The sequence below is a fragment of the Streptomyces sp. NPDC085932 genome, from assembly GCF_044540525.1.
GTDB lineage: Bacteria > Actinomycetota > Actinomycetes > Streptomycetales > Streptomycetaceae > Streptomyces > Streptomyces levis.
In genome coordinates, this window is the sequence record NZ_JBITSJ010000002.1 from 1,063,155 (window position 1) to 1,086,900 (window position 23,746).

Annotated in this window: 21 protein-coding genes and 1 riboswitch; of the genes, 12 read left to right on the forward strand and 9 right to left on the reverse strand. The window is 73.3% G+C overall.

Going from position 1 to position 23,746, the window contains the following annotated elements:
• Positions 1-57 precede the first annotated feature (57 nt).
• On the forward strand, positions 58-1,122 hold the full coding sequence (trpD, locus tag ACIGAQ_RS13945) for an anthranilate phosphoribosyltransferase (RefSeq protein WP_311687534.1): 1,065 nt from the start codon (positions 58-60) through the stop codon (positions 1,120-1,122).
• Between the two features lie 77 nt (positions 1,123-1,199).
• Positions 1,200-1,316: riboswitch (SAM riboswitch) on the forward strand.
• Positions 1,317-1,475: 159 nt separating this feature from the next.
• Complete coding sequence (locus ACIGAQ_RS13950; RefSeq protein ID WP_399782404.1) at positions 1,476-2,843, forward strand: aminotransferase class V-fold PLP-dependent enzyme; 1,368 nt, start codon at positions 1,476-1,478, stop codon at positions 2,841-2,843.
• Here ACIGAQ_RS13950 and ACIGAQ_RS13955 read toward each other — a convergent pair.
• From ACIGAQ_RS13955 to ACIGAQ_RS13985, 7 genes are all read right to left on the reverse strand, one after another.
• Positions 2,798-4,009, reverse strand: a complete 1,212-nt coding sequence (locus ACIGAQ_RS13955; RefSeq protein WP_399782407.1) for a glycerate kinase — start codon at positions 4,007-4,009, stop codon at positions 2,798-2,800. The genes ACIGAQ_RS13950 and ACIGAQ_RS13955 overlap by 46 nt on opposite strands.
• Before the next feature lie 11 nt (positions 4,010-4,020).
• Positions 4,021-5,436: an SLC13 family permease gene (locus tag ACIGAQ_RS13960; protein WP_399783178.1), complete on the reverse strand. Its 1,416-nt coding sequence runs from the start codon at positions 5,434-5,436 to the stop codon at positions 4,021-4,023.
• An 81-nt stretch (positions 5,437-5,517) separates the two neighbouring features.
• Positions 5,518-6,177 carry a response regulator transcription factor gene (locus ACIGAQ_RS13965; RefSeq protein ID WP_311687539.1) on the reverse strand — a complete coding sequence of 220 codons (660 nt, stop codon included), beginning with the start codon at positions 6,175-6,177 and terminating at the stop codon, positions 5,518-5,520.
• Positions 6,174-7,688 carry an ATP-binding protein gene (locus ACIGAQ_RS13970; protein ID WP_399783181.1) on the reverse strand — a complete coding sequence of 505 codons (1,515 nt, stop codon included), beginning with the start codon at positions 7,686-7,688 and terminating at the stop codon, positions 6,174-6,176. The genes ACIGAQ_RS13965 and ACIGAQ_RS13970 overlap by 4 nt, the downstream gene beginning before the upstream one ends.
• Positions 7,615-7,944 (reverse strand): small secreted hydrophilic protein, encoded by a 330-nt coding sequence (locus ACIGAQ_RS13975; protein ID WP_399782410.1) that lies wholly within the window; start codon positions 7,942-7,944, stop codon positions 7,615-7,617. Before ACIGAQ_RS13975 ends, ACIGAQ_RS13970 begins: the two co-directional genes overlap by 74 nt.
• An 85-nt stretch (positions 7,945-8,029) precedes the next feature.
• Entirely contained in the window at positions 8,030-8,311 is a 282-nt protein-coding gene (locus ACIGAQ_RS13980) for an Lrp/AsnC family transcriptional regulator (protein WP_094052456.1), read from the reverse strand.
• On the reverse strand, positions 8,308-9,060 hold the full coding sequence (locus ACIGAQ_RS13985; RefSeq protein ID WP_399782413.1) for a rhomboid family intramembrane serine protease: 753 nt from the start codon (positions 9,058-9,060) through the stop codon (positions 8,308-8,310). The genes ACIGAQ_RS13980 and ACIGAQ_RS13985 overlap by 4 nt, the downstream gene beginning before the upstream one ends.
• A gap of 159 nt (positions 9,061-9,219) precedes the next feature.
• On the opposite strand from ACIGAQ_RS13985, the gene ACIGAQ_RS13990 reads away from it, so the two are divergent.
• The 5 genes from ACIGAQ_RS13990 to ACIGAQ_RS14010 all read left to right on the forward strand — a co-directional run bounded on the left by ACIGAQ_RS13990 (position 9,220) and on the right by ACIGAQ_RS14010 (position 14,578).
• The gene (locus tag ACIGAQ_RS13990; protein ID WP_010048941.1) at positions 9,220-9,459 is read left to right on the forward strand and encodes a hypothetical protein; all 240 of its coding nucleotides are present in this window, start codon (positions 9,220-9,222) and stop codon (positions 9,457-9,459) included.
• 37 nt (positions 9,460-9,496) lie between these two features.
• Positions 9,497-10,846, forward strand: coding sequence for an NYN domain-containing protein (locus tag ACIGAQ_RS13995; RefSeq protein ID WP_362280358.1), 1,350 nt, complete (start codon positions 9,497-9,499; stop codon positions 10,844-10,846).
• A 248-nt stretch (positions 10,847-11,094) separates the two neighbouring features.
• A complete protein-coding gene (locus ACIGAQ_RS14000) occupies positions 11,095-12,135 on the forward strand; it encodes an NlpC/P60 family protein (protein ID WP_311687549.1) in 1,041 nt (346 codons plus the stop codon).
• Positions 12,136-12,346: 211 nt separating this feature from the next.
• On the forward strand, positions 12,347-13,360 hold the full coding sequence (locus ACIGAQ_RS14005; protein ID WP_311687551.1) for an NlpC/P60 family protein: 1,014 nt from the start codon (positions 12,347-12,349) through the stop codon (positions 13,358-13,360).
• A gap of 33 nt (positions 13,361-13,393) precedes the next feature.
• Positions 13,394-14,578, forward strand: coding sequence for a hypothetical protein (locus ACIGAQ_RS14010; RefSeq protein WP_362280363.1), 1,185 nt, complete (start codon positions 13,394-13,396; stop codon positions 14,576-14,578).
• 57 nt (positions 14,579-14,635) lie between these two features.
• On the opposite strand, the gene ACIGAQ_RS14015 is transcribed toward ACIGAQ_RS14010, so the two are convergent.
• A complete protein-coding gene (locus tag ACIGAQ_RS14015; protein WP_399782419.1) occupies positions 14,636-15,871 on the reverse strand; it encodes a glycosyltransferase 87 family protein in 1,236 nt (411 codons plus the stop codon).
• A 118-nt stretch (positions 15,872-15,989) separates the two neighbouring features.
• On the opposite strand from ACIGAQ_RS14015, the gene ACIGAQ_RS14020 reads away from it, so the two are divergent.
• Both ACIGAQ_RS14020 and ACIGAQ_RS14025 read left to right on the forward strand, forming a co-directional pair.
• A complete protein-coding gene (locus ACIGAQ_RS14020) occupies positions 15,990-17,132 on the forward strand; it encodes a glycosyltransferase family 4 protein (RefSeq protein WP_362280369.1) in 1,143 nt (380 codons plus the stop codon).
• A gap of 174 nt (positions 17,133-17,306) precedes the next feature.
• Entirely contained in the window at positions 17,307-18,893 is a 1,587-nt protein-coding gene (locus tag ACIGAQ_RS14025) for a GMC oxidoreductase (RefSeq protein ID WP_399782422.1), read from the forward strand.
• A 13-nt stretch (positions 18,894-18,906) separates the two neighbouring features.
• Here the strand turns inward: ACIGAQ_RS14025 and ACIGAQ_RS14030 are convergent, their stop codons facing one another.
• Entirely contained in the window at positions 18,907-20,703 is a 1,797-nt protein-coding gene (locus ACIGAQ_RS14030) for an AMP-dependent synthetase/ligase (protein ID WP_311687557.1), read from the reverse strand.
• Between the two features lie 295 nt (positions 20,704-20,998).
• Between ACIGAQ_RS14030 and ACIGAQ_RS14035 the strand changes: the two genes are divergently transcribed.
• From ACIGAQ_RS14035 to ACIGAQ_RS14045, 3 genes are all read left to right on the forward strand, one after another.
• Positions 20,999-21,796, forward strand: coding sequence for a metallophosphoesterase (locus ACIGAQ_RS14035; protein WP_399782425.1), 798 nt, complete (start codon positions 20,999-21,001; stop codon positions 21,794-21,796).
• Positions 21,797-21,905: 109 nt separating this feature from the next.
• Positions 21,906-22,346: an SRPBCC family protein gene (locus ACIGAQ_RS14040; RefSeq protein ID WP_311687561.1), complete on the forward strand. Its 441-nt coding sequence runs from the start codon at positions 21,906-21,908 to the stop codon at positions 22,344-22,346.
• A 178-nt stretch (positions 22,347-22,524) separates the two neighbouring features.
• Positions 22,525-23,694: an ArsA-related P-loop ATPase gene (locus tag ACIGAQ_RS14045; protein WP_362280379.1), complete on the forward strand. Its 1,170-nt coding sequence runs from the start codon at positions 22,525-22,527 to the stop codon at positions 23,692-23,694.
• Positions 23,695-23,746: the final 52 nt, after the last annotated feature.

Below are 23,746 nucleotides of genomic sequence, written 5' to 3' on the forward strand. Positions count from 1 at the left end.
TGGACCTCGTTGAGATTCTCGTCCCGTAGTGCGGGACGCCTGACCCTGGAGCGGCTTATGAGCGCTGTGACCCCCGCTGGAGGCGACACCGCGGCGGGCCGCTCCTGGCCCCTGCTGTTGAACGGCCTGCTGGAAGGCCGGGACCTGACCGCCGACGACACCGCGTGGGCGATGGACCTGATCATGCGCGGCGAGGCGACGGACGCGCAGATCGCCGGGTTCGTCGTGGCACTGCGCGCCAAGGGCGAGACCGTCGAGGAGATCGCCGGCTTCGTCCGGGCGATGTACGCGCACGCCAACGTCATCGAGGTGCCCGGGCCCGCGGTCGACATCGTCGGCACGGGCGGCGACGGCGCCAAGACCGTCAACATCTCCACCATGTCGGCGATCGTCGTCGCCGGCACGGGCGCCAAGGTGGTCAAGCACGGCAACCGCGCCGCCTCCTCCGCGTCCGGGGCCTCGGACGTCCTGGAGAAGCTCGGCGTCAACCTGGAGCTGCCGACGCACCGGGTGGCTGCGGTGGCCGAGGAGGCCGGGATCACCTTCTGCTTCGCGGCGAAGTTCCACCCGTCGATGCGGTACGCGGGCGCGGCCCGCGGGCAGTTGGGCATCCGCACCATCTTCAACGTCCTCGGCCCGCTGACCAATCCCGCGAAGGTCCGGGCCCAGGCGGTCGGCGTGGCGGATCCGCGCATGGCGCCGATCGTCGCCGGGGTCTTCGCCGAGCGCGGCCACTCCTCCCTGGTCTTCCGCGGCGACGACGGTCTCGACGAGCTGACCACCACGGCCACCTCCCGGGTCTGGATCGTCCGCGACGGCAAGGTGACCGAGGAGGCCTTCGACCCGCGCGACGTCGGTCTGGAACTGGTTCCGGTGGAGGCCCTGCGCGGCGCGGACGCGTCCTACAACGCCGAGGTCGCCCGCCGCCTGCTGGACGGCGAGAAGGGCCCGGTGCGGGACGCGGTGCTGCTGAACTCGGCGGCGGCGCTGGTGGCGCTGGAGCCGGGCACGGGCACCGTGGCCGAGCAGATCGGCGCCGGCATGGCCAGGGCGGCGGAGGCGATCGACTCGGGCGCCGCCAAGCGGACCCTGGAGCGGTGGGTGGCCGCCAGCAACGCGTAGCCGGGCACGACGTGCGGCGTCCCGCGATCCGGACCCGGGTTGCGGGACGCCGATCTTTTCGCGTACGTTCCTGGGCAGGTCATGAGTGACAGTCATGAGGCCCCGGCCGACTGTCCGGCAACCCTCCGTCCGTGGCGGGGTGCCCCGGGTGAAGACCAGGCCGCAGGCAGCGAGGTCTGCGGCAAGCGCGGACCCCTCGCGATACCAGGGGTCCTGGTCGTCGAGGAGTTCTCCGTGAGTCAGCGAATGCGATAGGGCCGCAGAGCCCCGCCTCCGCATCCCCTCTTCCTTCACCCCCCGCTGCCGGCCCATGGGCGCGCGGGTGGATTCACCTGATCTCACGGGAGTTCCCCATGTCCGTCTCCACCGTTGCCGCAGACCAGTCCGTTTGTGCCCCGCTGCCCGTTCTGGGGCGGGATGTCACCGTGCCGCTGGTGACCGGTGGCGAGGTCACCTACGCCGCGCTCGACTACGCCGCCAGCGCCCCGGCGCTCCAGCGGGTCTGGGACGACGTCGCCGCCTACGCGCCCTACTACGGCAGCGTCCACCGGGGCGCCGGGTACCTGTCCCAGCTGTCCACCGACCTGTTCGAGAACGCCCGCCGGACCGCCGCGGAGTTCCTCGGCTGCCGCGCCGACGACCAGGTCGTCTTCACCCGCTCCACCACCGACTCCCTCAACCTCCTCGCCGCCGCCCTGCCGGAGGACTGCCGGGTGTTCGTGTTCGAGACCGAGCATCACGCCTCCCTGCTGCCCTGGCGCGACGCCCGCGTCACGTACCTCGACGCCCCGCGCAGTCACCACGAGGCCGTCGAGACCCTGGAGCGCGCCCTCGCCGGCCGGGAGCCTCACGGGCCGGCCCTGGTCTGCGTCACCGGCGCCTCGAACGTCACCGGCGAGCTGTGGCCGGTACGGGAACTCGCGGCCGCGGCGCACGCCCACGGCGCCCGGATCGTGCTGGACGCCGCCCAGCTGGCCCCGCACCACCCGGTGTCCGTCGCGGACCTCGACGTCGACTGGGTCGCCTTCTCCGGGCACAAGCTGTACGCGCCCTTCGGCTCCGGCGTCCTGGCCGGGCGGGCCGACTGGCTGCGCGAGGCCGAGCCGTACCTCGCGGGCGGCGGCGCCTCCCGGAAGGTCACGCGCCGCGCGGACGGGGGCGTGGACGTGGAGTGGCACGAGAGCGCCGCCCGCCACGAGGCCGGCTCCCCGAACGTCATCGGCGCCTACTCCATCGCCTCCGCCTGCAAGGCCCTCACCGAGGCCGGCTTCGATGCGCTGGTCGCCCGGGAGCGGTACCTGATCGAGCAGGTGCGCGCGGGGCTCGCCGAGGTGCCCGAGGTGCGGATCCTGTCCCTCTTCGGGGACGACGCCCCGCGCGTCGGCGTGATCTCCTTCGTCGTGGAGGGCTGGAACAGCTCCCACTTCGCCGCCGCCCTCTCCGCCGAGTACGGCATCGGCGTACGCGACGGGCTGTTCTGCGCCCATCCGCTGGTGCGCACGCTGCTGGGCAGCGACCCGCAGACGCAGGGCGAGTGCGGGGCGCCCGAGGCCGCGCCGGGGGAGAAGTCGCTCAACGCCATCCGGGTCAGCTTCGGCGCCGGCACGCCCGACGAGCACGTGGAGCGGTTCGTGCGGGCCGTGCGCGAGCTCGTAGCGGACGGGGCGCAGTGGAACTACCGCACGGAGGACGGGCGGTGCGTGCCGGACACCTCCGCGTGAAGGGCCCGGCCGGCGGACGCCGGTAGCCGGGCGCCCAGGACGATCATCCGCAGGGCCCGTTCAGTGGCGTCGGTGAGCAGCTCGTTCGCCCGCAGCAGCGCCTCCGCCAGCTCCATGGGGCCGGGCAGGATGCCGTGGCAGGCGTCCACGCCCGGCACCTGGTGCGCGCCCTCGCCGAGGGTGCCGGCCAGGGCGAGGACCGGGCGGCCGTACAGCTTCGCCCGGCGTGCCACCTCGGCCGGGACCTTGCCGCGCGGCGTCTGGTGGTCCAGGGCGCCCTCCGCGGTGACGACCAGGTCGGCGCGGGCCAGCCGGGCGTCCAGGTCGAGGTGGTCCAACAGCACGTCGAAGCGGGGCAGGAGCCGGGCGCCCAGGGCGGCGAGCCCGGCCCCCAGCCCGCCGGAGGCTCCCGTCCCCGGGCCGGTGCGCAGCTCGGTGCCCGGCACGGCGGCGTCCCGGGTGAGGACGAACGCCCAGTTCTCCAGGGCCGCCGACAGCTCTTCCACCTGCGCGGGCGTCGCCCCCTTCTGCGGCCCGAAGACCCGGGCCACGCCCCGCTCGCCGCACAGCACGTTGTACGGGTTGCAGGCGACGAGGAGTTCCACGTCCACGAGCCGGGGATCGAGGCCGGTGGGGTCGACGCGGTGCAGCCGGGTCAGCTCCCGGCCGCCGCGGGGGAGTTCGCGGCCCTGCTCGTCCAGCAGCCGGGCGCCCAGCGCCTGCAGCGCGCCCGCGCCGCCGTCACAGGTGCCCGAGTCCCCGCAGCCGACGAGGATCCGCCGGACGCCCGAGTCCAGGGCGGCGCGGAGCAGTTCGCCGACGCCGTACGTGGTCGTGGCGCCCGGGTCGCGCCGGTCGCGGGGGACCAGGGAGAGGCCCGCGACCGCGGCCATCTCCACCACGGCCGTGTCCCCGGAGCCCAGCAGGGCGAAGTGCGCGGCGACGGTCTCCCCGACCGGGCCGGTCGCCGGCACGGTGACGATCCTGCCCCCGGTCGCGGCGGCCAGGGCCAGGGCCGTGCCCTCGCCGCCGTCCACGAGCGGCACCAGGTCGAGCTCGGCGCTGGGCAGCACGCGGCGCACACCGGCCGCGATGGCGTCGGCGGCGGCCTCGGCCGACAGGGACTCCTTGAAGCCACTGGGGGCTACGACGACACGGTTCAGCACGGCAGTACTCCTCAACGGGTGACGGACACGCCGAGCAGCGGCCACACCGCGACGGCGAACAACAGGACGAGCAGGGCGGTCAGCGGGGCCAGGACGGCGGACAGGCGCAGCAGGTCGCGCGGGGTGTAGGTGGGGGTGCCGGGGATCTGCGCGAAGAGCGTGACCGGCTTGGCCGAGGCGGGCAGCGTGTGGCAGAAGCCCGCGGCGGCGGTGGAGGCGAGGGCGGCGGCGACCGGGTTGACGCCGACGCCGACGGCGGCGGCCACGACCAGCGGCACCAGGACCGAGGAGCGGGCCGAGCGGGACTGCAGGACCAGGTGGGCCGCCGTGCTCACGGCGATCACGACCGCCAGGAACACCACCGGGGTCGCGCCCGTCGGCAGCCCCGAGACCAGCCAACCCGCGGCGCCCGAGTCGGCGAGCGCGACGCCCATCGCCATCGTCGCCGCCATGAACAGCAGCAGCGACCACGGGACGGTCTTCAGCGCGTCCTTCAGGCGCACGGTGCCCAGGGCCGGCGAGGAGGCGATGACGGCACCGATCAGCGCGACCAGGGCCGGCGGCACCCGGTGCAGCGGCTCACTGCACCACAGCAGCACCACCGTGGCCATGAGCAGGGCGCAGCGCTTCTCGGCCTGGCTCCAGGGGCCGGTGACCGGCTGCTCGCTGTGCTCCTGGATCTGCTCGGGGGTGATCCGGACCGGGCCGCGGCGGTCCGCGCGCCGGGTCGTCGTCAGCAGGACCAGTTCGGCGGCCAGGTGCGAGGAGACCACGGCCAGGGGCAGGCCGAGCAGCAGCCACTCCGTGAAGCCGATGTGCTGCCCGGTCGTCTCCCACAGCACCGACACGGTGATCAGATGTGCTCCCGCGCCGATCAGGGTCGCCACCGCCGACAGAAGGATCACGGTCGGGAACAGCAGCGCCAGCATCACGACCAGTCGTTTCCGGTCGGCGAGGACCTTCGCCAGGGCGAGGAACACCGGCAGCGCGAGCGCGGCCCGGCCGGAGGTGGCGGGGACCGCGAACGCCGTGACGACCAGCGCGGCGGTGGTCAGATGCACGAGCTGCCGCACGCTGCGCGCCCCGCTGACCAGGAACACCGCCGCCCGTCCGGCGAGCCCGGTGCGGCTCACCGCGGCCGCCAGCACGAACGCGCAGATCAGCAGCCAGACCGTGGCGTCACCGAGCGTCCCGAACAGGGTGTCGCTGCTGATCACCCCGGTCACGGTGAGGGCGAGTCCGGCGCCCAGGGCGATGTAGGTGTCGTCGATCGACGTCCCGATCCAGGCGCAGGTCGCGAGGACGAACACGACGAGGGTGAGCCGCGCGTCGGCGCCGAGGCCCGGGAAGTTCACCGGCACGGCCAGCAGCGCGCACAGGGACAGGGCGACGCACAGGGCGGTGGTGGTGCGGAGGTTCAGCGTCACACCGTCGAGGATCTTCCCGGGCGGTGAGCCGTCGATGAGCCCCACATGAAGGAACTTTCAGGTGCCGCGCCTCACCCGGCCCTACGGCAGCCGGTACCCCATCCCGCGCACCGTCTCCACCCGCTCCGCGCCCAGCTTCCTGCGCAGCGTCCGCACGTACACGTCCACGATGTTGGACCCCGGATCGAAGTCGTACCCCCACACGTGCGACAGGATCTGCTCCCGCGACAGCACCTGCCCGGGGTGCCGCAGGAACAGTTCCAGCAGCACGAACTCACGTGCCGTCAGATCGACCGTCCGTTCCCCGGAGCGTGCCCGCCGCGTGCGCAGGTCCAGGCTCAGCGAGCCCGACCTGAGCACCGTCACCTCCGGCGCCCGCGCCGCCGTGCGGAGCCTGAGCCGCACCCGCGCCAGCAGCTCCTCGAACCGGAACGGCTTGGTCATCCAGTCGTCCGCGCCGCCCTCCAGACCGGCCACCGTGTCCCGCACGGAGTCCCGCGCGGTCAGCACGATCACCGGCACCGACACCCGGGCCTCGCGCAACTCGCGCAGGACCGTGAAGCCGTCCCGGCCCGGCAGTCCGATGTCCAGGACGACGAGATCGAAGCCGCCGGTCAGGGCGTACTCGTAGCCCGCGTCGCCGTCGGCGACGACGGTCGTGGTGAAGCCGTTGGAGCGCAGGCCCTTCTCCACGAAGGAGGCGATGCGCTCCTCGTCCTCGACGATGAGGATGCGGTTCACGTGGGGTCCCCTTCCACGGTGCGGGGTGCGTGCAGGACGAGGGCGAAGGTGGCGCCGCCGCCGGGCGTCCGGCCCAGCCGCACCCGCCCCCGGTGGCCCTCCGCGATCGCCTTGACGATGGACAGCCCGAGGCCCGCCCCGGAGCCCCGGGCACCGCGGCGGGCCGTGCCGCGGCGGAACCGTTCGAAGATCACCTCGGTGTCCTGGGGCTGCACACCGGGCCCGGAGTCGGCGACGTACAGCTCCAGGTGCGGGCCGTCGGTGCGCGAGCCGATGCGGACGGTCTGGCCGGTGGTGGTGTGCTGCACGGCGTTCTGCGCGAGCTGCACCATGGCCTGGGTGATCCGCTGCGGGTCCAGGTCGGCCTCCAGGTCGGCGACCTCGTCGAGCCGCCAGTCGCGCTCGCCCAGGGTGCGGGCCTTGACGTAGACGTCGGCGGTCAGTTCGGCGACCTGCACCGGTTCGGGCGTGACGAAGTCGGGCCGCTCGGCCTTGGCGAGCAGCAGCAGGTCCTCGACGATGCGGCTCATCCGGTCCAGCTCGTCGGTGACCAGCCGGACCGTCTCCTCGCGCTCGGCCGGGTCGTCACCCATGACCTCCAGGTGGCCGCGCACGATGGTGATGGGCGTGCGCAGCTCGTGCCCGGCGTCGTCGACGAACTCGCGCTGCGCGGCGAAGGCCCGCTCCAGCCGGTCGAGCATGCCGTTGAAGGTCTCCGCCAGGGCCGCTATGTCGTCGTGGCCGTGCACCGGGATGCGCCGCGTGAGGTCCTGCTCGGTGAGCTGCGCGGCGGCCGTGCGCACCACCCGCACCGGCCGGAGGATCCGCCCCGCGACCGCCCAGGCGATGCCCGTGGTCAGCAGCAGGGCCACCCCGGAGATGACCAGCAGCGTGCGGAAGACGGTGTTCACCCGCGCCCGTTCCCCCTCCGGGTGGAAGGCGACGACGAACGCCGCGTCCGGCTCCCGGCCCGGCTGCGCCACGGTGACCTTGGCCCAGCGGATCTCGCCCGCCGGCCGCCGCAGCACACCGGAGGACTCGGGGGAGTCGAAGATGCGGCGCCGGGCCTCGGGGTCCCGGTGCAGGGGCAGGGCCACGGGCAGGTCGTGCGGCTGACGGATCTGCCGGGGGCCGCCGCCGGCCCGGCCGACCAGTCCGATCAGCTCCTCGTCGGCGTCCGGGTACTGCCGTTCCAGGAAGACCGTCAGCAGCCGGTCCGCGTCCGTGAACGGCCGGCCCGTCTGCGGGTCGCCGCCGCGCTCCTCGAAGTTGGCGAACTCGCCGGTCTCCTGCGTGAGCAGCCGGTTGACCCGGTTGTCGACGTCCCGCAGCAGGTAGGAGCGGGTGGTCATGGCCACCGAGGCGAGCGCGACGGCCATCACCAGCAGCAGCCACAGCAGGATCCGGACCCGGGCGGAGATCCGCCGGCGGCCGCCGTCAGCCGTCGGAGCCGGGTCCGTCGTCGTCGCCCGCTCCGTCGTCCGAGGTGCCCTGGCCGCCGTCGTCGTCATCATCGTCACTCGCTGAGCTGTCGGTCACCGGAGGCCGCGAGACCACTTCGTCGCCGGGAGCGGACTCGCCCGGCCCGGGCTCGGCGGAGGGCCGGAGCGTGGAGGTGGGCGTGGGTGTGCCGCGGTCCAGCTCCACCTGCTGGGACGGCACCCTGGGCGCTTCGGGGCGGTCCGCGAGGGCGTAGCTGGTCGCGGCGATGCCCAGCGGGATCAGCACGACGGCGGACAGGGCCGCCATCCGACGGGAGAAAGCCATGCGCCCGATCCTGCGCGGGCGGGCCGGGGCGCGGGATGAAGCCCGGATGAAGAACTCTTCATCGACCTCGTCCGGGGGACGGGTCTCAGCTGTCCAGCCCGAGGGCGAAGGCGGCCTCCAGGTCGTGCTGCGAGTACGTACGGAACGCCACGTGCGTGTCCGTGCCCTCCACTCCGGGGATCTTGCTGATCCGGCCGGGGATGACCTCGGCCAGGTCCTCGTGCTCCTTGACCCGGACCATCGCGATCAGGTCGTAGGTGCCGGTCACGGAGAAGACCTCGCTGACGCTGTCCAGCGCCGCGATCGACTCGGCGATCTCGGGGATCCGGTCCACGCTGGTCTTGATGAGGACGATCGCGGTGATCACGGCTGGTTCTCTCCCTCGGGGGCCGGAGCAGGGGCGGTCTTCACTCTAGTAGGGGAGGCCGGGCGGCCGTAGCGGACGGAGGCGTAGCCGAAGCCCAGACCGAACCCGATGAGGTGGGCCAGGTAGGCCACGCCCGGCCCGGCCGTGGCCCGGCCCGCCGCCAGCCACTGCAGGGCCGCCCAGAACGGCAGCACGATCCACGCCGGGAAGCGCACCGGCAGGAAGAACAGGAACGGCAGGAGACTGGTCACCCGGGCCCGGGGGAACAGGTACAGGAACGCGCCGAGGACCGCCGAGATCGCTCCCGAGGCACCGACCAGGGACTGCTCGCTGTCCGCGTTGGCGACGGCGTAGCCCAGCAGGGCCAGGTAGCCGCAGCCGACGTAGAACAGGGTGAACTGCACGCGGCCCATCCGCTCCTCGGTCATCGCCCCGAAGACGTAGAGGAAGAGCATGTTGCCCAGCAGGTGCACCCAGCTGCCGTGGACGAACAGCGCCGTCGCGGGGGTGAGGGGCGAGCCCCCGGACCCGTCGAACAGTTCTGCGGGGATCACACCCCAGCGCCGGAAGTAGGCCCGCTGCGCGGCGAGCAGCTCGTCCCCCGAGCCGTACGCCGGATTCAGGCCCGAGCCGGGTCCGGCCAGGAAGACCGCGCAGCACAGGGCGATCAGCGCGTACGTCACCGGCGCCGACGACCCCCTGATCGCTCTGCCGCCCCGGACGATCGACCTGCTCCACTTGCTGATCATGAATACAGATCATGACGTAACCGGACGCAACAGCACAGACCGCCTCGCCGCCGTGGACACGCGGGCGGCGGGCACCCGCCAGGCCGTAGGGTTACGGACCACACGCACCGGGGATGCCGGTCGCGTCACGGACACTAGAAGGAAAGAGAACAGGTCACGATGACGGTTCCCCTGCCGACCGCCTCGACGCGGTGGCGCTGCACCCTCTGCGGCAACCTCACGAGGTTCGACGTGACCCGCTCGTCCAAGGTCGTCGAGTACGTCCACCTCGACCTGGCCGGAGAGCCCAAGGTCGAGGAGCGCGAGGTGCTCAGTGAGACCATCGAGTCGGTGCGCTGCCGGTGGTGCAACGCGGTGGATCAGGTGGAACTCGTGGACAGGCCGGGCGCCGGCTCCTGACAGGAGCGGGCCCCGCACAGCATTGGTGGTGTGACGGATGGTGGAGACCACGGGCGGGGGGCCGGGCGACGGCGCCGCCGAGGTGCTCGACCGTCCGCTGCCCGACGGCGTGCGCCGCAGGGTCGTGCAGATCGTCTCGGACGGCTTCGGTTCCCTGACGGTCGGCGAGCTGCCCGCGCAGCTGCGCCAGTACGCCCGCTTCGCCCCGAACCGCCGCGCCAAGTTCGCCGGCAACGCCATGGCCGCGGCGCTGGAGACCGACCCGCTGTTCCGGCAGCGCATCGGGGAGAAGCTCAGAGAGACCCAGCCGGAACTGACCGGCGCCCTCGACTCAGGTTCCCCGCCCCCGGCCGCGGACCCGCTCGACGTGGCGGCCGCGGCCTACGTGCTCCGGCCGCCCGGCTGGGTGAAGCTGGTGACCGCCGCCGGCGAGGAGGCCCAGCGGGCCGACGCCGAGCGCGCCGACGAGGAGAACCGCGCGGAGCTGGAACGCCTGCGCGCCGAACTCGACCGGGCCCGCGACCACACCCGCGCCGAGACCGAGCGGCTGCGCGCGGAACTGGATTCGGCCAAGAAGGAAACCGAGTCGCTGCACCGCAAGCTCCGCGCCGCCCTCAGCGACGTCAAGCGTGGCGAGGCCGCCCTGCGCAAGGTCCACGGCGAGATCGAGGCCGTGCGCGCCGACGCGCACGCCCAGGTCTCCGCCGCCGAGAGCGAGACCCGGCGGCTCAAGGCCCGGCTGGGTGAGACCGAGGCCGCCCTGGAGGCCGCCAGACGCGCCGCCCGCGAGGGCCGCAGCGTCGAGGACATGCGCGTCCGGCTGCTGCTGGACACCCTGCTCGACGCCACCCAGGGGCTGCGCCGCGAACTCGCCCTGCCGCCGGTGTCGGTGCGGCCCGCCGAGACCGTCGACGCCGTCGAGCCGGGCCGGATGACCCCGAAGGACATCGCCGCGCGCGCCCTGTCGGAGAACGACCCGCAGGTACTCGACCAGCTGCTCGCCCTGCCGCAGGCCCATCTGGTCGTCGACGGCTACAACGTCACCAAGACCGGCTATCCGCAGATGCCGCTGGAGAAGCAGCGCCTCAGGCTGCTCGGGCAGCTCTCCCAACTGGCCGCGCAGAGCGGCGCCGAGGTGACCTGCGTCTTCGACGGCGCCGAACTGGCCGCGCCGGTGCTGCTCGCACCGCCGCGCGGCGTCCGCGTGCTCTTCTCGAAGCCGGGCGTCACCGCCGACGAGCTCATCCGCCAGCTGGTGCGGGCGGAACCGCCCGGCCGCCCGGTCATCGTGGCCTCCACCGACCGCGAGGTCGCCGACGGCGTCGCCCGCGCCGGCGCCCGGCCCGTCGCGTCGGCCATGCTCCTCAAGCGCCTTTCGAGGGCCTAGGGGCCGTACGCCCCATGCGTAACCTCCGGGCGTGATGCCCGAATTGGCGAGACCTGTGGGCCACGGTGAGTCAAGTGGGTCTCACCGCCTGTGAGTCCAGGGGAAAAGTTGGCCTTCCGTGACGCGATTTTTCATCTGAGGATTTGAACTGATCACAGGAAGGTCACTAGGGTCAGGCCCCAGACCTCCGCTCGGGTGATCACTCATCGGGAGAGACGGCGGAGGGGCCGAGAAGGAGCTTTTCACCCGTGGCGTCCCACCGTCGTCCCAAGCAGCCGAGCCGCGCACGTGTGACCGTGCTGACCACCGCCGCCGCCGCTGCCGTCGCCTTCAGCTCGCAGGCCGCCAACGCCGCCCCCAGCGAGAAGCCGAGCAAGGACGAGGTCAAGACCAAGGTCGACAAGCTCTACCAGGAGGCCGAGCAGGCCACCGAGAAGTACAACGGCGCCAAGGAGAAGCAGGAGAAGCTCCAGAAGGAGATCTCCACGATCCAGGACAACGTCGCCCGCGGCCAGGAGGAGCTCAACGAGCTGCGCGACAGCCTCGGCCTCGCCGCCGCCTCGCAGTACCGCACCGGCAGCATCGACCCCTCGGTCCAGCTCTTCCTCTCCTCGGACCCGGACGACTACCTCGACAAGGCCTCCACGCTCGACCAGTTGAGCGGCCAGCAGGTCGAGGCGCTGAAGAAGGTCCAGGAGAAGCAGCGCGAACTCGCCCAGGAGCGCGCCGAGGCCTCCGAGAAGCTCAAGGACCTCGCCTCCACCCGCGCCGAACTGGGCAAGAAGAAGAAGGAGGTCCAGGGCAAGCTCGCCTCCGCGCAGAAGCTGCTCAACAGCCTCTCCGCCGCCGAGAAGGCCAAGCTCGCCGAGGATCAGAACCGCGCCAGCCGGACCGCCGAGCGCGACGCCCTCACCAGCAACGTCCCGCCCGGCTCCGGCCGTGCCGCCGCCGCCTTCGCCTTCGCCCAGAGCCAGCTCGGCAAGCCCTACGTCTACGGCGCCACCGGCATGAGCTCCTACGACTGCTCCGGCCTCACCTCCCGGGCGTACGCCGCGGCCGGCGTGCAGATCCCGCGCACCTCCGAGGCCCAGACCGGCGCCGGCACCAAGATCTACTCGGTCAGCCAGCTCAAGGTCGGCGACCTGGTCTTCTTCTTCAACGACCTGCACCACGTCGGCCTCTACGCGGGCAACGGGCAGATCATCCACGCCCCGCGCACCGGCACGGTCGTCCGCTACGAGTCCATGAACACCATCGGCGGACCCTTCATGTTCGGCGTCCGGGTCTGATCCCGCTCCTGCGGCGTCTCCCCGACCGGGACGCCGTGTCCGCCGTTCGGGCGAATCACCACAGTCCCGAGTGAGCCCGCGCCCCGCCGGTGACCTGCGTCAGCGGTGGGGCGTCCTGCCGCACTCCCACGGATGGTCGTTGGCGGCCCCCGGTCACGGGGCTACTGTCTGCCGCGTTCCAAGTCCGTCAGCGGAAGGAGAGCGGCTTCCCGTGGGGTCCCATCGCCGCCTTGCACCGTCCGGGTCCGACCGGGGCGCCACCGTCGCGGTCGGCCTGCTGTCCGTCGCGGCCGCCGCCCTGGGTGCGGTACCGGCCGCGGCCGCACCGTACGACGACACCCGGGCCGAGGTGGACCGGCTCTACGAGCAGGCCGAGAGGGCGACCGAGGCCTACAACGCGGCCGACGAGCGGGCCGACGCCCTGCGCGAGGAGGTCGGTACCGCCCGGGACCGGATCGCCCGGCAACAGCAGCGCGTCAACTCCCTGCGGGAGTCGCTCGGTTCGCTCGCCGGTGCCCAGTACCGCTCGGGCGGCATCGACCCGGCCGTGGCCCTGCTGTTCTCCGACGACCCGGACGACTACCTCGACAAGGCGTCCCGGCTCGACCGTGTCACCGCCCACCAGGCCGGCGAACTGAAGGAACTCCAGCACGCCATGCGCGAACTCGCCCAGGACCGCGAGGAGACCGCGGACAAGCTCCGCGAACTGGAGCGGAGCCGCAAGGCCGTCGCCGCCCACAAGAAGAGCGTCGAGCGCAAGCTCGCCTCGGCGCGGCGGCTGCTGAACTCCCTGCCCGACGCCGAGCGCGACGCCTACGGCCGGGCCTCCCGCGCCGGCCGCGCCGACCTGCCCGACCTCGGTGGCGCCGGCGCCGCCTCGGGGCGCGGGGCCGCCGCCGTCGCCGCCGCCCGCAGCGCCCTCGGCAAGCCCTACGTGTGGGGCGCCAACGGGCCCACCGGCTTCGACTGTTCGGGCCTCATGCAGTGGTCGTACGCGCAGGCCGGGGTCTCCCTGCCGCGCACCTCGCAGGCCCAGCGGTTCGCCGGCCGGCAGGTCCCGCTGTCCGAGGCACGCCCCGGCGACCTGGTCGTCTACCGGTCCGACGCCAGCCACGTCGGGATGTACATGGGCAACGGCCAGGTCATCCATGCCCCCTACCCCGGCGCGCCCGTGCGCTACGACCCGGTCGGGATGATGCCCGTGTCGTCGGTCACCAGGGTCTGACCGACGCGGCCCCGCGCCCGTATTCTCGGGAACGTGGCTGGTCGACGGTGGGGCTCCGGGGTGGTGGCGCTGATGCTGCTGCTCGCCGCCCTCATGGGGTGCGGCGGGCCGTCCGCCGCCGACAGCGCCACGGCCGACGTCCAGCGGCTGCTGGACCGGCGGGCCGCCGCGGTCGTCGACCGCGACGAGCGGGCCTACGAACGGACGGGCGCCGGGACCGACTTCGGCCGGCTGCGGGCCGTGCCCGTGGCCGACTGGTCCTACCGCGTGACCGCACTGCGCCGCAGCGGCGACACGGCCACCGCCGACGCCGAACTGCGCTACAGCGTCGCCGGGTACGACCGGGCGCCGGTCACCGCCGGGCGCACCCTGCGGCTGAGCCGGGACGCCGACGGCCGGTGGTCCGTCGTCGACGACCGGCCCGCGAAGAAGTCCGCGCAGCAGCTGTGGGACCAGGGCGCGGTGCGGATCGTGCGGGGCACGCACAGCCTCGTCCTCGGCGTCGGGCAGTCCGACCGGTCCCTGCGCGGCTTCGCCGAGCTGGCGGACCGGGCGGTGCCGGCCGTGTCGGACGCGTGGGGCGCGCGGTGGAGCGGGCGCGTCGTCGTGCTCGTCCCGAAGTCGCTGGAGGGGATGGCCGGACTGCTCGGTTCGCCCGCCTCCTCCTACCGCGGCATCGCGGCCGTCACGACCGGTGAGACGGGCGCCCCGGCCCGGGCGCCGGCGGACCGGATCATCGTCAACCCGGACGCGTTCGCCCTCCTCGGCAGCCTCGGCGAGCAGGTCGTCGTCACCCACGAGACCACCCATGTCGCCACCCGCGCCCGGACCACCGCGGCCACGCCGCTGTGGCTGTCCGAGGGCTTCGCCGACTGGGTCGGCTACCGCTCCGTCGGCCGCACGCCCGCCGAGGCCGCCCCCGAACTGACCCGCGCCGTCGACCAGGACCGGCTCCCGCCGGCGCTCCCGGCCGACGAGGACTTCGGCTTCACCGGCGACGCGAGCCGGCTGGCCCGGGCCTACGAGAGCGGCTGGACGGCGTGCCGGATGATCGCCGACCGCTGGGGCGAGGCACGGCTGCGCGCGTTCTACCGGGCCGTGGGCGAGCACGACGAGCGCGCCGGGGCGGTGGAGGACGCGATGCGCGAGGTCCTGGGGACCACACCGGAGGCCTTCACCGAGCAGTGGCGGGGCTATCTGCGGTCGCAGCTGGGCTGAGAGGCGCCGCCCCCTCGGGCGGGCCGGGGGCGTGAGGGTGCTCCGGCGGCTCCCGGCTCAGGAGGAGACGGGCGTCTCGCCGGTGACGGCGGGCCGAGCGGGCCGGGGGGCGGGGAGCGCGGTCGGGACCGTGGCCCGCCACAGCGCCCGAGCCGCGATCAGCGTGGCCGCCACCAGCAGGCCGTTGCGCAGGAACAGCAGGGTCAGGCCGAGGCCGTCGCTGGCCACCACACTGGCGAAGTACAGCGGGAACTCCAGCACCGTCACGAAGCACGCCACGAGCACCAGGGCGACCGGCATCCGCATCCGGCTGCCCGGGAAGCACAGGCACACCGCCGCGAGCCCGACGAGCCACACCATGTACTGGGGGCTGATCACGCGGCTGGTGGTGGTGAACATCAGCACCGCCACGAACGCCGCGTCGGCGAGGGTGTGCTCCTCGAAGCGCCGGGCCAGCAGCCGCCACAGCACCAGCCAGCCGAACGCCGCCCCCGTCAGGAACAGCGCGCCCGTGCTGACCTCCTGCACGTACGGCCCGAGGAACTCGATCGAGCCGTAGTTCAGCCGCACCTCGCCCTGCCAGCCGAAGTGCCGGGCGACGTGGAAGACCAGCGCGCCCAGCGACTCCACCTCGGTGCCCCGGTCGCGCTGGAAGGTCAGGAAGGCGAACGCGCCCGGCATGGCCAGGGCGGAGGCGCCCGCCACCACGACCCCGGTCACCAGGGCCGACACCCAGGCGCTGCCGCGGCGGGCGGCCAGCAGCAGCATCGCGGGCCAGACCTTCAGCAGCGCGCCGAACGCCGCCAGGGCGCCCATCGCCCGCGGGTGCCGGGCGCCCGCGAGCAGCGCCGCGACCGCGACCGCCGTGACCATCACGTCGTAGCGGGCGTACACCGTCGGCCCGAGCAGCGGCACGCCGATCACCCACACCCAGGCGCCGCGCGGCGACCGCCCCGGGCGGCGTCCCGCGTACGCCAGCAGCGCCAGCACGACCAGGTCGGTGACGCACACCAGCACGAAGAACGCCGTCGCGTAGTCCAGGAAGGGCAGCAGGCCGGGGGAGAGGATCGCCAGCGCGGCGGCCGGCGGGTACTGCCAGGTGACGTCCTCCAGAGGGAACGTTCCGCTGCGCAGCACGCCGTACCAGCCCTGGTAGATCACCTGCACGTCGCTGGTGACGTCCGGGCCGGGGAAGACGTACACCTTCAGCACGAACAGCAGCAGCGTCAGCCTCGTGAGACACCAGACCACCGGCAGCCATGCCAGGGACCGCCTCGTGCCCGTCGTCTTCACGTGATCCCTGCCCGTTCGCGTGCCGTGTCGAGAGGGCCATGATGGGCCCGTCAGCTGTGAGCGTGCCACACGGGCCGCCGGGCAGGGCCGTGAGGGGCCGTTCGATAGGGTCGGCGGCGTGCGCAAGACCTTGATCGTGACGAACGACTTCCCGCCCCGCCCGGGCGGCATCCAGGCGTTCCTGCACAACATGGCGCTGCGGCTGGACCCGCGGGACCTGGTCGTCTACGCGTCGACCTGGAAGCGGAGCCGGGAGGGGATCGAGGCGACCCGCGCCTTCGACGCCGAGCAGCCCTTCACCGTCGTGCGCGACCGTACGACCATGCTGCTGCCCACGCCCGGCGCCACCCGGCGGGCCGTCGGGCTGCTCCGCGAGCACGGCTGCACCTCGGTGTGGTTCGGGGCGGCGGCCCCGCTCGGTCTGATGGCACCGGCCCTGCGCGCGGCGGGCGCCGAGCGGCTGGTGGCCACCACGCACGGCCACGAGGCCGGCTGGGCGCAGCTGCCCGCCGCCCGGCAGCTGCTGCGCCGCATCGGGGACGCCACGGACACGATCACCTACCTCGGCGAGTACACGCGCTCACGGATCGCCGGCGCCCTCACGCCGGAGGCGGCCGCCCGCATGGTCCAGCTGCCGCCGGGCGTCGACGAGAAGACCTTCCACCCCGGCTCGGGCGGCGACGGGATCCGGGCCCGCCTCGGCCTCACGGACCGCCCGGTCGTGGTCTGCGTCTCCCGCCTGGTCCGGCGCAAGGGGCAGGACACCCTGATCCAGGCCATGCCGAGGATCCTCGCGGCCGAGCCGGACACGGTGCTGCTCATCGTCGGGGGCGGCCCGTACGAGAAGGACCTGCGGCGTCTCGCGCACGAGACGGGCGTCGCCGCCTCGGTCCGCTTCACCGGCTCCGTCCCCTGGTCGGAGCTCCCCGCCCACTACGGCGCCGGCGACGTCTTCGCGATGCCCTGCCGCACGCGCCGCGGCGGCCTGGACGTCGAGGGCCTCGGCATCGTCTACCTGGAGGCCTCCGCGACGGGCCTCCCGGTCGTCGCCGGCGACTCGGGCGGCGCCCCGGACGCGGTCCTGGACGGCGAGACCGGCTGGGTGGTGCGCGGCGGCTCCCCGGAGGAGGCGGCCGACCGCATCACCACCCTCCTCGGCGACGCCGAACTGCGCCGCAGGATGGGGGAGCGGGGCCGCGCGTGGGTCGAGGAGAAGTGGCGCTGGGACCTCCTCGCCGAGCATCTCAAGGACCTGCTCTAGTACGGCCCGCCCCCGACAGGGCGCGGGGAACCGCGCGACGAGCCACAGGCCGCCCGCACCCGCTCGCAACGATCAGGCGGCACCCCACTAGGCGGAACCCCGCATACCGCCGATGCTGCGCCCATGACAGCGAACCTGACGAACCGTCACCTGACAAGACGTCACATCCTCGGCATGGCAGCCCTCCGGACGGCCGCCGCCCTCGGCTTCACCCGCATCGGTCTCGACAGCGCCCGAGCCGCCCAGCCCGACGCCGTCGACACCGCCCCCGCCATCGTCGTCGGCTCCGGCTACGGCGGCGCGGTCGCCGCCCTCCGCCTCGCCCGGGCCGGCATCCGCACGCTCGTCCTGGAGATGGGCCGCCTCTGGAACACCCCCGGCCCCGACGGCAAGGTCTTCTGCTCCACCCGCGCCCCGGACCAGCGCTCCATGTGGTTCCGCACCCGCACCGAGGCCCCGCTCGGCACCTTCCTCTGGCTGGACGTCGTCAACCGCGACATCGGCCGCTACCCGGGCGTCCTGGACCGCGTCCGCTTCGACCACATGGCGGTCTACGTCGGCCGGGGCGTCGGCGGCGGCTCCCTGGTCAACGGGAGCATGGCGGTCACCCCGCCCCGCGCGTACTTCGCCGAGCAGTTCCCCACCGTCGACGCCGGCGAGATGTACGGCACCTACTTCCCGCGCGCCCGCGCCGCCCTCGGGGTCAACACCGTCGACCCCGCCTGGTTCGAGTCGACGGACTGGTACCGCTTCACCCGCGTCTCCCGCAAGCACGCCGAGCGGGCCGGCCTGCGCACCACCTTCGTGCCGAGCGTCTACGACTTCGGTCACATGCAGCGCGAGGCGGCCGGCACCGCACCGAAGTCCGCGCTCGCGGGCGAGGTCATCTACGGCAACAACCACGGCAAACGCAGCCTCGACAAGACCTACCTCGCCGCCGCCCTCGGCACCGGCCACGTCACCCTGCACACCCTGGAGAAGGTCCGCGCGGTCAGCAGAGCGCCGGACGGCACCTGGATCCTGACCGCCGACCGTGTCGACGACACCGGCCGTGTCGTCGGGACCAGGGAGTACGGCTGCACGTACCTCTTCCTCGGCGGCGGCAGCCTCGGCACCACCGAACTGCTGCTGCGCGCCCGGGAGACGGGCGCCCTGCCCGACCTGCCCGCGAGCGTCGGCGCCGGCTGGGGACCCAACGGCAACGTGATGCTCGGCCGGGCCAACCACCTGTGGGACACGGTCGGCGCCGACCAGTCGACCATGCCGGTCATGGGCATCGACGACTGGGCCAACGACGCCAACCCGGTGTTCGCCGAGATCGCCCCGCTGCCGACCGGCCTGGAGCACTGGGTGAGCCTGTACCTGGCGATCACCCGGAACCGGGAGCGGGCGTCGTTCTCCTACGACACCGCCTCGGGCGCGCTGCGCCTGGGCTGGACCGCCGCCCACAGCGCGGTCTCCGCCGCCATGGCCAAGAGACTGTTCGACCGCATCAACGCGGCCAACGCGACGATCTACCGGTACGACCTGTTCGGCTCCGGCAGCAAGGTCTTCGCCGACGACTTCACGTACCACCCGCTGGGCGGCTGCGTGCTGGGCAAGGCGACCGACGACTACGGCCGCGTGAAGGGATACCCCAGGCTGTACGTCACCGACGGCTCGCTCGTGCCCGGGTCGCTCGGGGTCAACCCCTTCGTGACCATCACGGCCCTCGCCGAACGCACGATGGCGCGGGTCCTCGCCGAGGACACCGCGCCCTAGCCGACCCGAGGGGTCACTTCGCGTAGATCGCCTCGATCTCGTGCGCGTAGTCCTTCGCCACCACGTTCCGCTTCAGCTTCAGCGAGGGCGTCAGGTGGCCCGACTCCTCCGAGAACTGGGAGGACAGAATGCGGAACTTCCGCACCGATTCCGCCTTCGACACCGCGGCGTTGCCGTCGTCGACCGCCGCCTGGATCGCGGCCAGCAGGTCCGGGTCCTCGCACAGCGACGCCGCGGTGGAACCCGCCGGCTTGCCGTGGTCCGCGCACCAACGGCCCAGGAACTCCTCGTCGATGGTGACCAGCGCGCCGACGAACGGCCGCCCGTCGCCCACCACCATGCACTCCGCGACCAGCGCGTGCGCCCGGATGCGGTCCTCGATCACGGCCGGGGCGACGTTCTTGCCGCCCGCGGTGACGATGATCTCCTTCTTGCGGCCGGTGATCCTGAGGTAGCCGTCCTCGTCGAGGGTGCCGATGTCACCGGTGTGGAACCAGCCGTCGGCCAGCGCCTCCGCGGTCGCGCCCGGGTTGTTCCAGTACTCCTTGAACAGGTGCTCGCCGTGCAGCAGCACCTCGCCGTCGTCGGCGATCCGCACCACCGAGCCGGGCAGCGGCTGGCCGACCGTGCCGATCTTCTGCCGGTCCCAGGGGTTGAACGCGGTGGCCGCGCAGGACTCGGTGAGGCCGTAGCCCTCCAGCACCGTGAAGCCGATGCCGCGGAAGAAGTGCCCGAGCCGCTCGCCGAGCGGAGCGCCGCCGGAGATGGCGTACTCGCCCCGGCCGCCCAGGACCGCGCGGAGCTTGCCGTAGACGAGCTTGTCGAACACCTTGTGTTTGATCCGCAGGCCCAGGGACGCGCCCGAGGGCGTGTCCAGCGCCTTGCTGTAGGCGATCGCGGTGTCGGCGGCCCTGTCGAAGATCTTGCCCTTGCCGTCGGCCTGCGCCTTGGCGCGCGCCGAGTTGTAGACCTTCTCGAAGACGCGCGGCACGCCGAGGATCAGCGTGGGGCGGAACGCGGCCAGCTCGTCGGTGAGGTTCTTGATGTCCGGGACGCAGCCGAGCTTGATCGGCGCCATCATCGGCGCGATCTGCACCAGCCGCCCGAAGACGTGCGCGAGCGGCAGGAAGAGCAGCACCGAGCACTCGCCCGTGCGGAACAGCGGACGCAGCCGCTCCACGATGTTGCCGCACTCCGCGAAGAAGCTGCGGTGGGTGAGCACGCAGCCCTTGGGTCGGCCGGTGGTGCCGGAGGTGTAGACGATGGTGGCCGGGTCGTCGGCCTTGGCGATGGAGCCGCGCTCCTCGACCGTCTCGTCCGTGACGTCCTGGCCGAGCCGGCCCAGCTCGTCCAGGCCGCCGCCCTCGATCTGCCAGACGTGCTTGAGCGCCGGCAGCCCGTCGCGCACCGACTCGACGGCGGCCGTGTGCGCGCCGGTCTCCACGACACAGGCGGTCGCCCCCGAGTCGCCGAGGATCCACCGCACCTGTTCCGGCGAACTGGTCTCGTACACGGGCACCGTCACCGCGCCGGCGCTCCAGATCGCGAAGTCGAGCAGCGTCCACTCGTAGCGGGTGCGGGACATCAGGCCCACCCGGTCGCCCGGCTGGACCCCGGCGGCGATCAGGCCCTTGGCGGCCGTGTGCACCTCGGCGAGGAAGGCGGTGGCCGAGACGTCCTGCCAGGAGCCCCCGACCTTGCGGGCGATCACGGCGACGTCCGGGTGCTGCGCGGCGTTTCTGCGGACGATGTCGGTCAGGTTCCCGTCCGCGGGGACCTCGTACAAAGCCGGAAGGCTGAACTCGCGCAAGACTGCTGCTCCTCATAGGGCGCCGGCGCCACGACGGTGTGTGCTGCGACGGTGCGGTCCAAGGCTCGGGCAGGTGCTCGGGCACTCACTTGTTGAAATGCAGAGCACGACTGGACTGCCCGGACGTTACCCGCCGGTATGGCTCTCCGACAGGGGGTCCCGTCGAGATGTTCGCTGCGTCACACAGTTGGGTATTCCTTCGCGCACAGTAGTCCACGGCCGGAATCAGTCGCCAGTAACCGCAGGTAGGACCGCCATTGTTCACGTATGCCGCACACGCTTACGCTTGATCGTCATGGCACCCACACCCGTCGCAGACAGCAGGACGCGCGTGCACGTGGTCAGCGACGTGCACGGCAACGCCCGTGACCTGGCCAGAGCCGGCGAGGGCGCCGACGCCCTGATCTGCCTGGGCGATCTCGTCCTCTTCCTCGACTACGCCGATCACTCGCGCGGCATCTTCCCCGACCTGTTCGGGGTCGAGAACGCCGACCGCATCGTCGCGCTGCGCACCGCCCGCCGCTTCGAGGAGGCCCGGGAGTTCGGGGCCCGGCTGTGGGTCGGCATCGGCGCCGACCGGGCCGCGGTGATCGAGAAGGCGGTGCGCAAGCAGTACGCGGAGCTGTTCGCCGCGTTCCCCACTCCGACGTACGCCACCTACGGCAACGTCGACATGCCGCCCCTGTGGCAGGAGTACGCCGGCCCCGGCACGACCGTCCTCGACGGCCAGCGCGTGGAGATCGGTGGCCGGGTGTTCGGCTTCGTGGGCGGCGGCCTGCGCACGCCCATGCGGACGCCGTACGAGATCAGCGACGAGGAATACGCGGCGAAGATCGAGGCGGTCGGCGAGGTCGACGTGCTGTGCACGCACATCCCGCCCGAGGTCCCCGAGCTCGTCTACGACACCGTCGCGCGCCGCTTCGAACGGGGCAGCCGGGCCCTGCTGGACGCCATCCGCCGCACCCGCCCCCGCTACTCCCTCTTCGGGCACGTGCACCAGCCGCTGGTGCGCAGGATGCGGATCGGGGCGACCGAGTGCGTGAACGTGGGGCACTTCGCCGGGACCGGGAAGCCGTGGGCGCTGGAGTGGTGAGGACGCCCCAGGTCGGGTGAGATCGGCGGGCCCCGTGCGCGGTAGCCTTCACGCTGCACACACGTGCGCACGACCCTCTTACCGGCCCGCATCTGGAGGAGCCACGGCGATGGCGGAACACACCAGCTCGAGCATCACCATCGAGGCGGCCCCGGCCGATGTCATGGCGGTCATCGCCGACTTCGCGCGCTACCCGGACTGGACCGGCGAGGTGAAGGAGGCGGAGGTCCTCAAGACCGACGCCCAGGGCCGGGCGGAGCAGGTCCGTCTCGTCATGGACGCCGGTGCGATCAAGGACGACCAGGTGCTCGCGTACACCTGGACCGGGGCGAACGAGGTCTCCTGGACGCTGGTGAAGTCCCAGATGCTGCGCTCCCTCGACGGCACCTACCTGCTGAAGCCGGCGGGGGCGGGCGGGACGGAGGTCACGTACGCGCTGACCGTCGACGTCAAGATCCCCATGCTCGGCATGATCAAGCGCAAGGCGGAGAAGGTCATCATCGACCGGGCGCTGGCGGGGCTGAAGAAGCGGGTGGAGTCGGGCAAGTAGGGGCCGCGCCCGCGCGGTGCCTGTGCTTGGCCGGGTGCGGCCGCGTCGTGGCCGGTCGCGCAGTTCCGCGGCCCTGGGCGGGCTGAGCTGCGGACGGTCGTGCCGCCGGGGTGTGCGCAAGGCCCCGTCCGGCGGCCCCACATCAGGCACCTGGTCGACGCCGGTACCGTTCACCCCCATGCGCACCCTCCTGATCACCGGCCCCGGCGGCAGCGGCCGTACCACCCTCGCCGCCGCGACCGCCCTGGCCGCGGCGGCGCGCGGCACGGACACCCTCGTGCTCGGCACCGACCGCACGGACACCCTCGGTGCCGCCCTCGGCGTCCCGACCGGCCCCACCCCGGTCGAGGCCGCCCCGCACCTCACCGCCTGGCGACCCGACCCCGCGCGGGACTTCCGCCGGGACCTCACCGCCCTCCAGGACCGCGCCGCCTCCGCCCTCGACCTCCTCGGCGCCTCCCGGCTCGACGCGGAGGAGCTCACCCCCCTGCCCGGAGCGGAGGAACTCGCCCTGCTGCGCGCCCTGCGCGACGCCGCGCTGTCGGAGAGGCACGAGCTCCTCGTCGTCGACCTGCCCCCGGTCCCGCAGGCCCTCGCCCTGCTCGCCCTGCCCGAGGAACTCCGCCGCTACCTGCGCCGCCTGCTCCCGCCCGAACGGCAGGCCGCCCGCGCCCTGCGCCCCGTCCTCGGCCGGCTCGCCGGCGTCCCTATGCCCGCGGAGTGGCTGTACGAGACGGCGGCCCGCTGGGACGTGGAGCTGGCCGCCGTGGAGGCCGTCGTCGCCGACCGCGACACCGTCGTACGGCTGGTCGCCGAGCCCGGCCCGGCCGGCGCCGACGCGCTGCGCACCGCCGGCCTCGGCCTCGCCCTGCGCGGCCTGCGCACCGACGTCGTCGTCGCCAACCGCGTCCTGCCCGAGGCCTCACCGGACACCTGGCTGGCCGGCCCGGTCGCCCAGCAGCGCAAGACGCTGGACGAGTGGCGCGAGAGCCACGACGTCCGCACCGTCGCCCACCTCGGCCGCGACCCGCGCGGCGGCGACGACCTCGCCGCCCTGGCCGTGCCCGGCCCCGGCACGGCCGCCCCCGCCGTCGAGTGGCCCGTGACCGACCGGCTCGGCGAGGACGGCGTGCTCGTCTGGCACATCCCGCTGCCCGGCGCCCTGCGCGACGCACTCGACCTCGTGCGGCGCGGCGACGAACTCGTGGTCACCGCGGGCCCCTTCCGCCGCGTCGTCCCGCTGCCCTCGGCGCTGCGCCGCTGCACCGTCGACGGGGCGGCCCTGCGCGAGGGCGAGCTGCGCATCCGCTTCGCCCCCGACCCGAAGCTGTGGCCCCGCTCCGGATGACTCCGGCCGGTACGCCCGTTCGGGTAACGTCGTAGGGACGAACCGTAGGCAG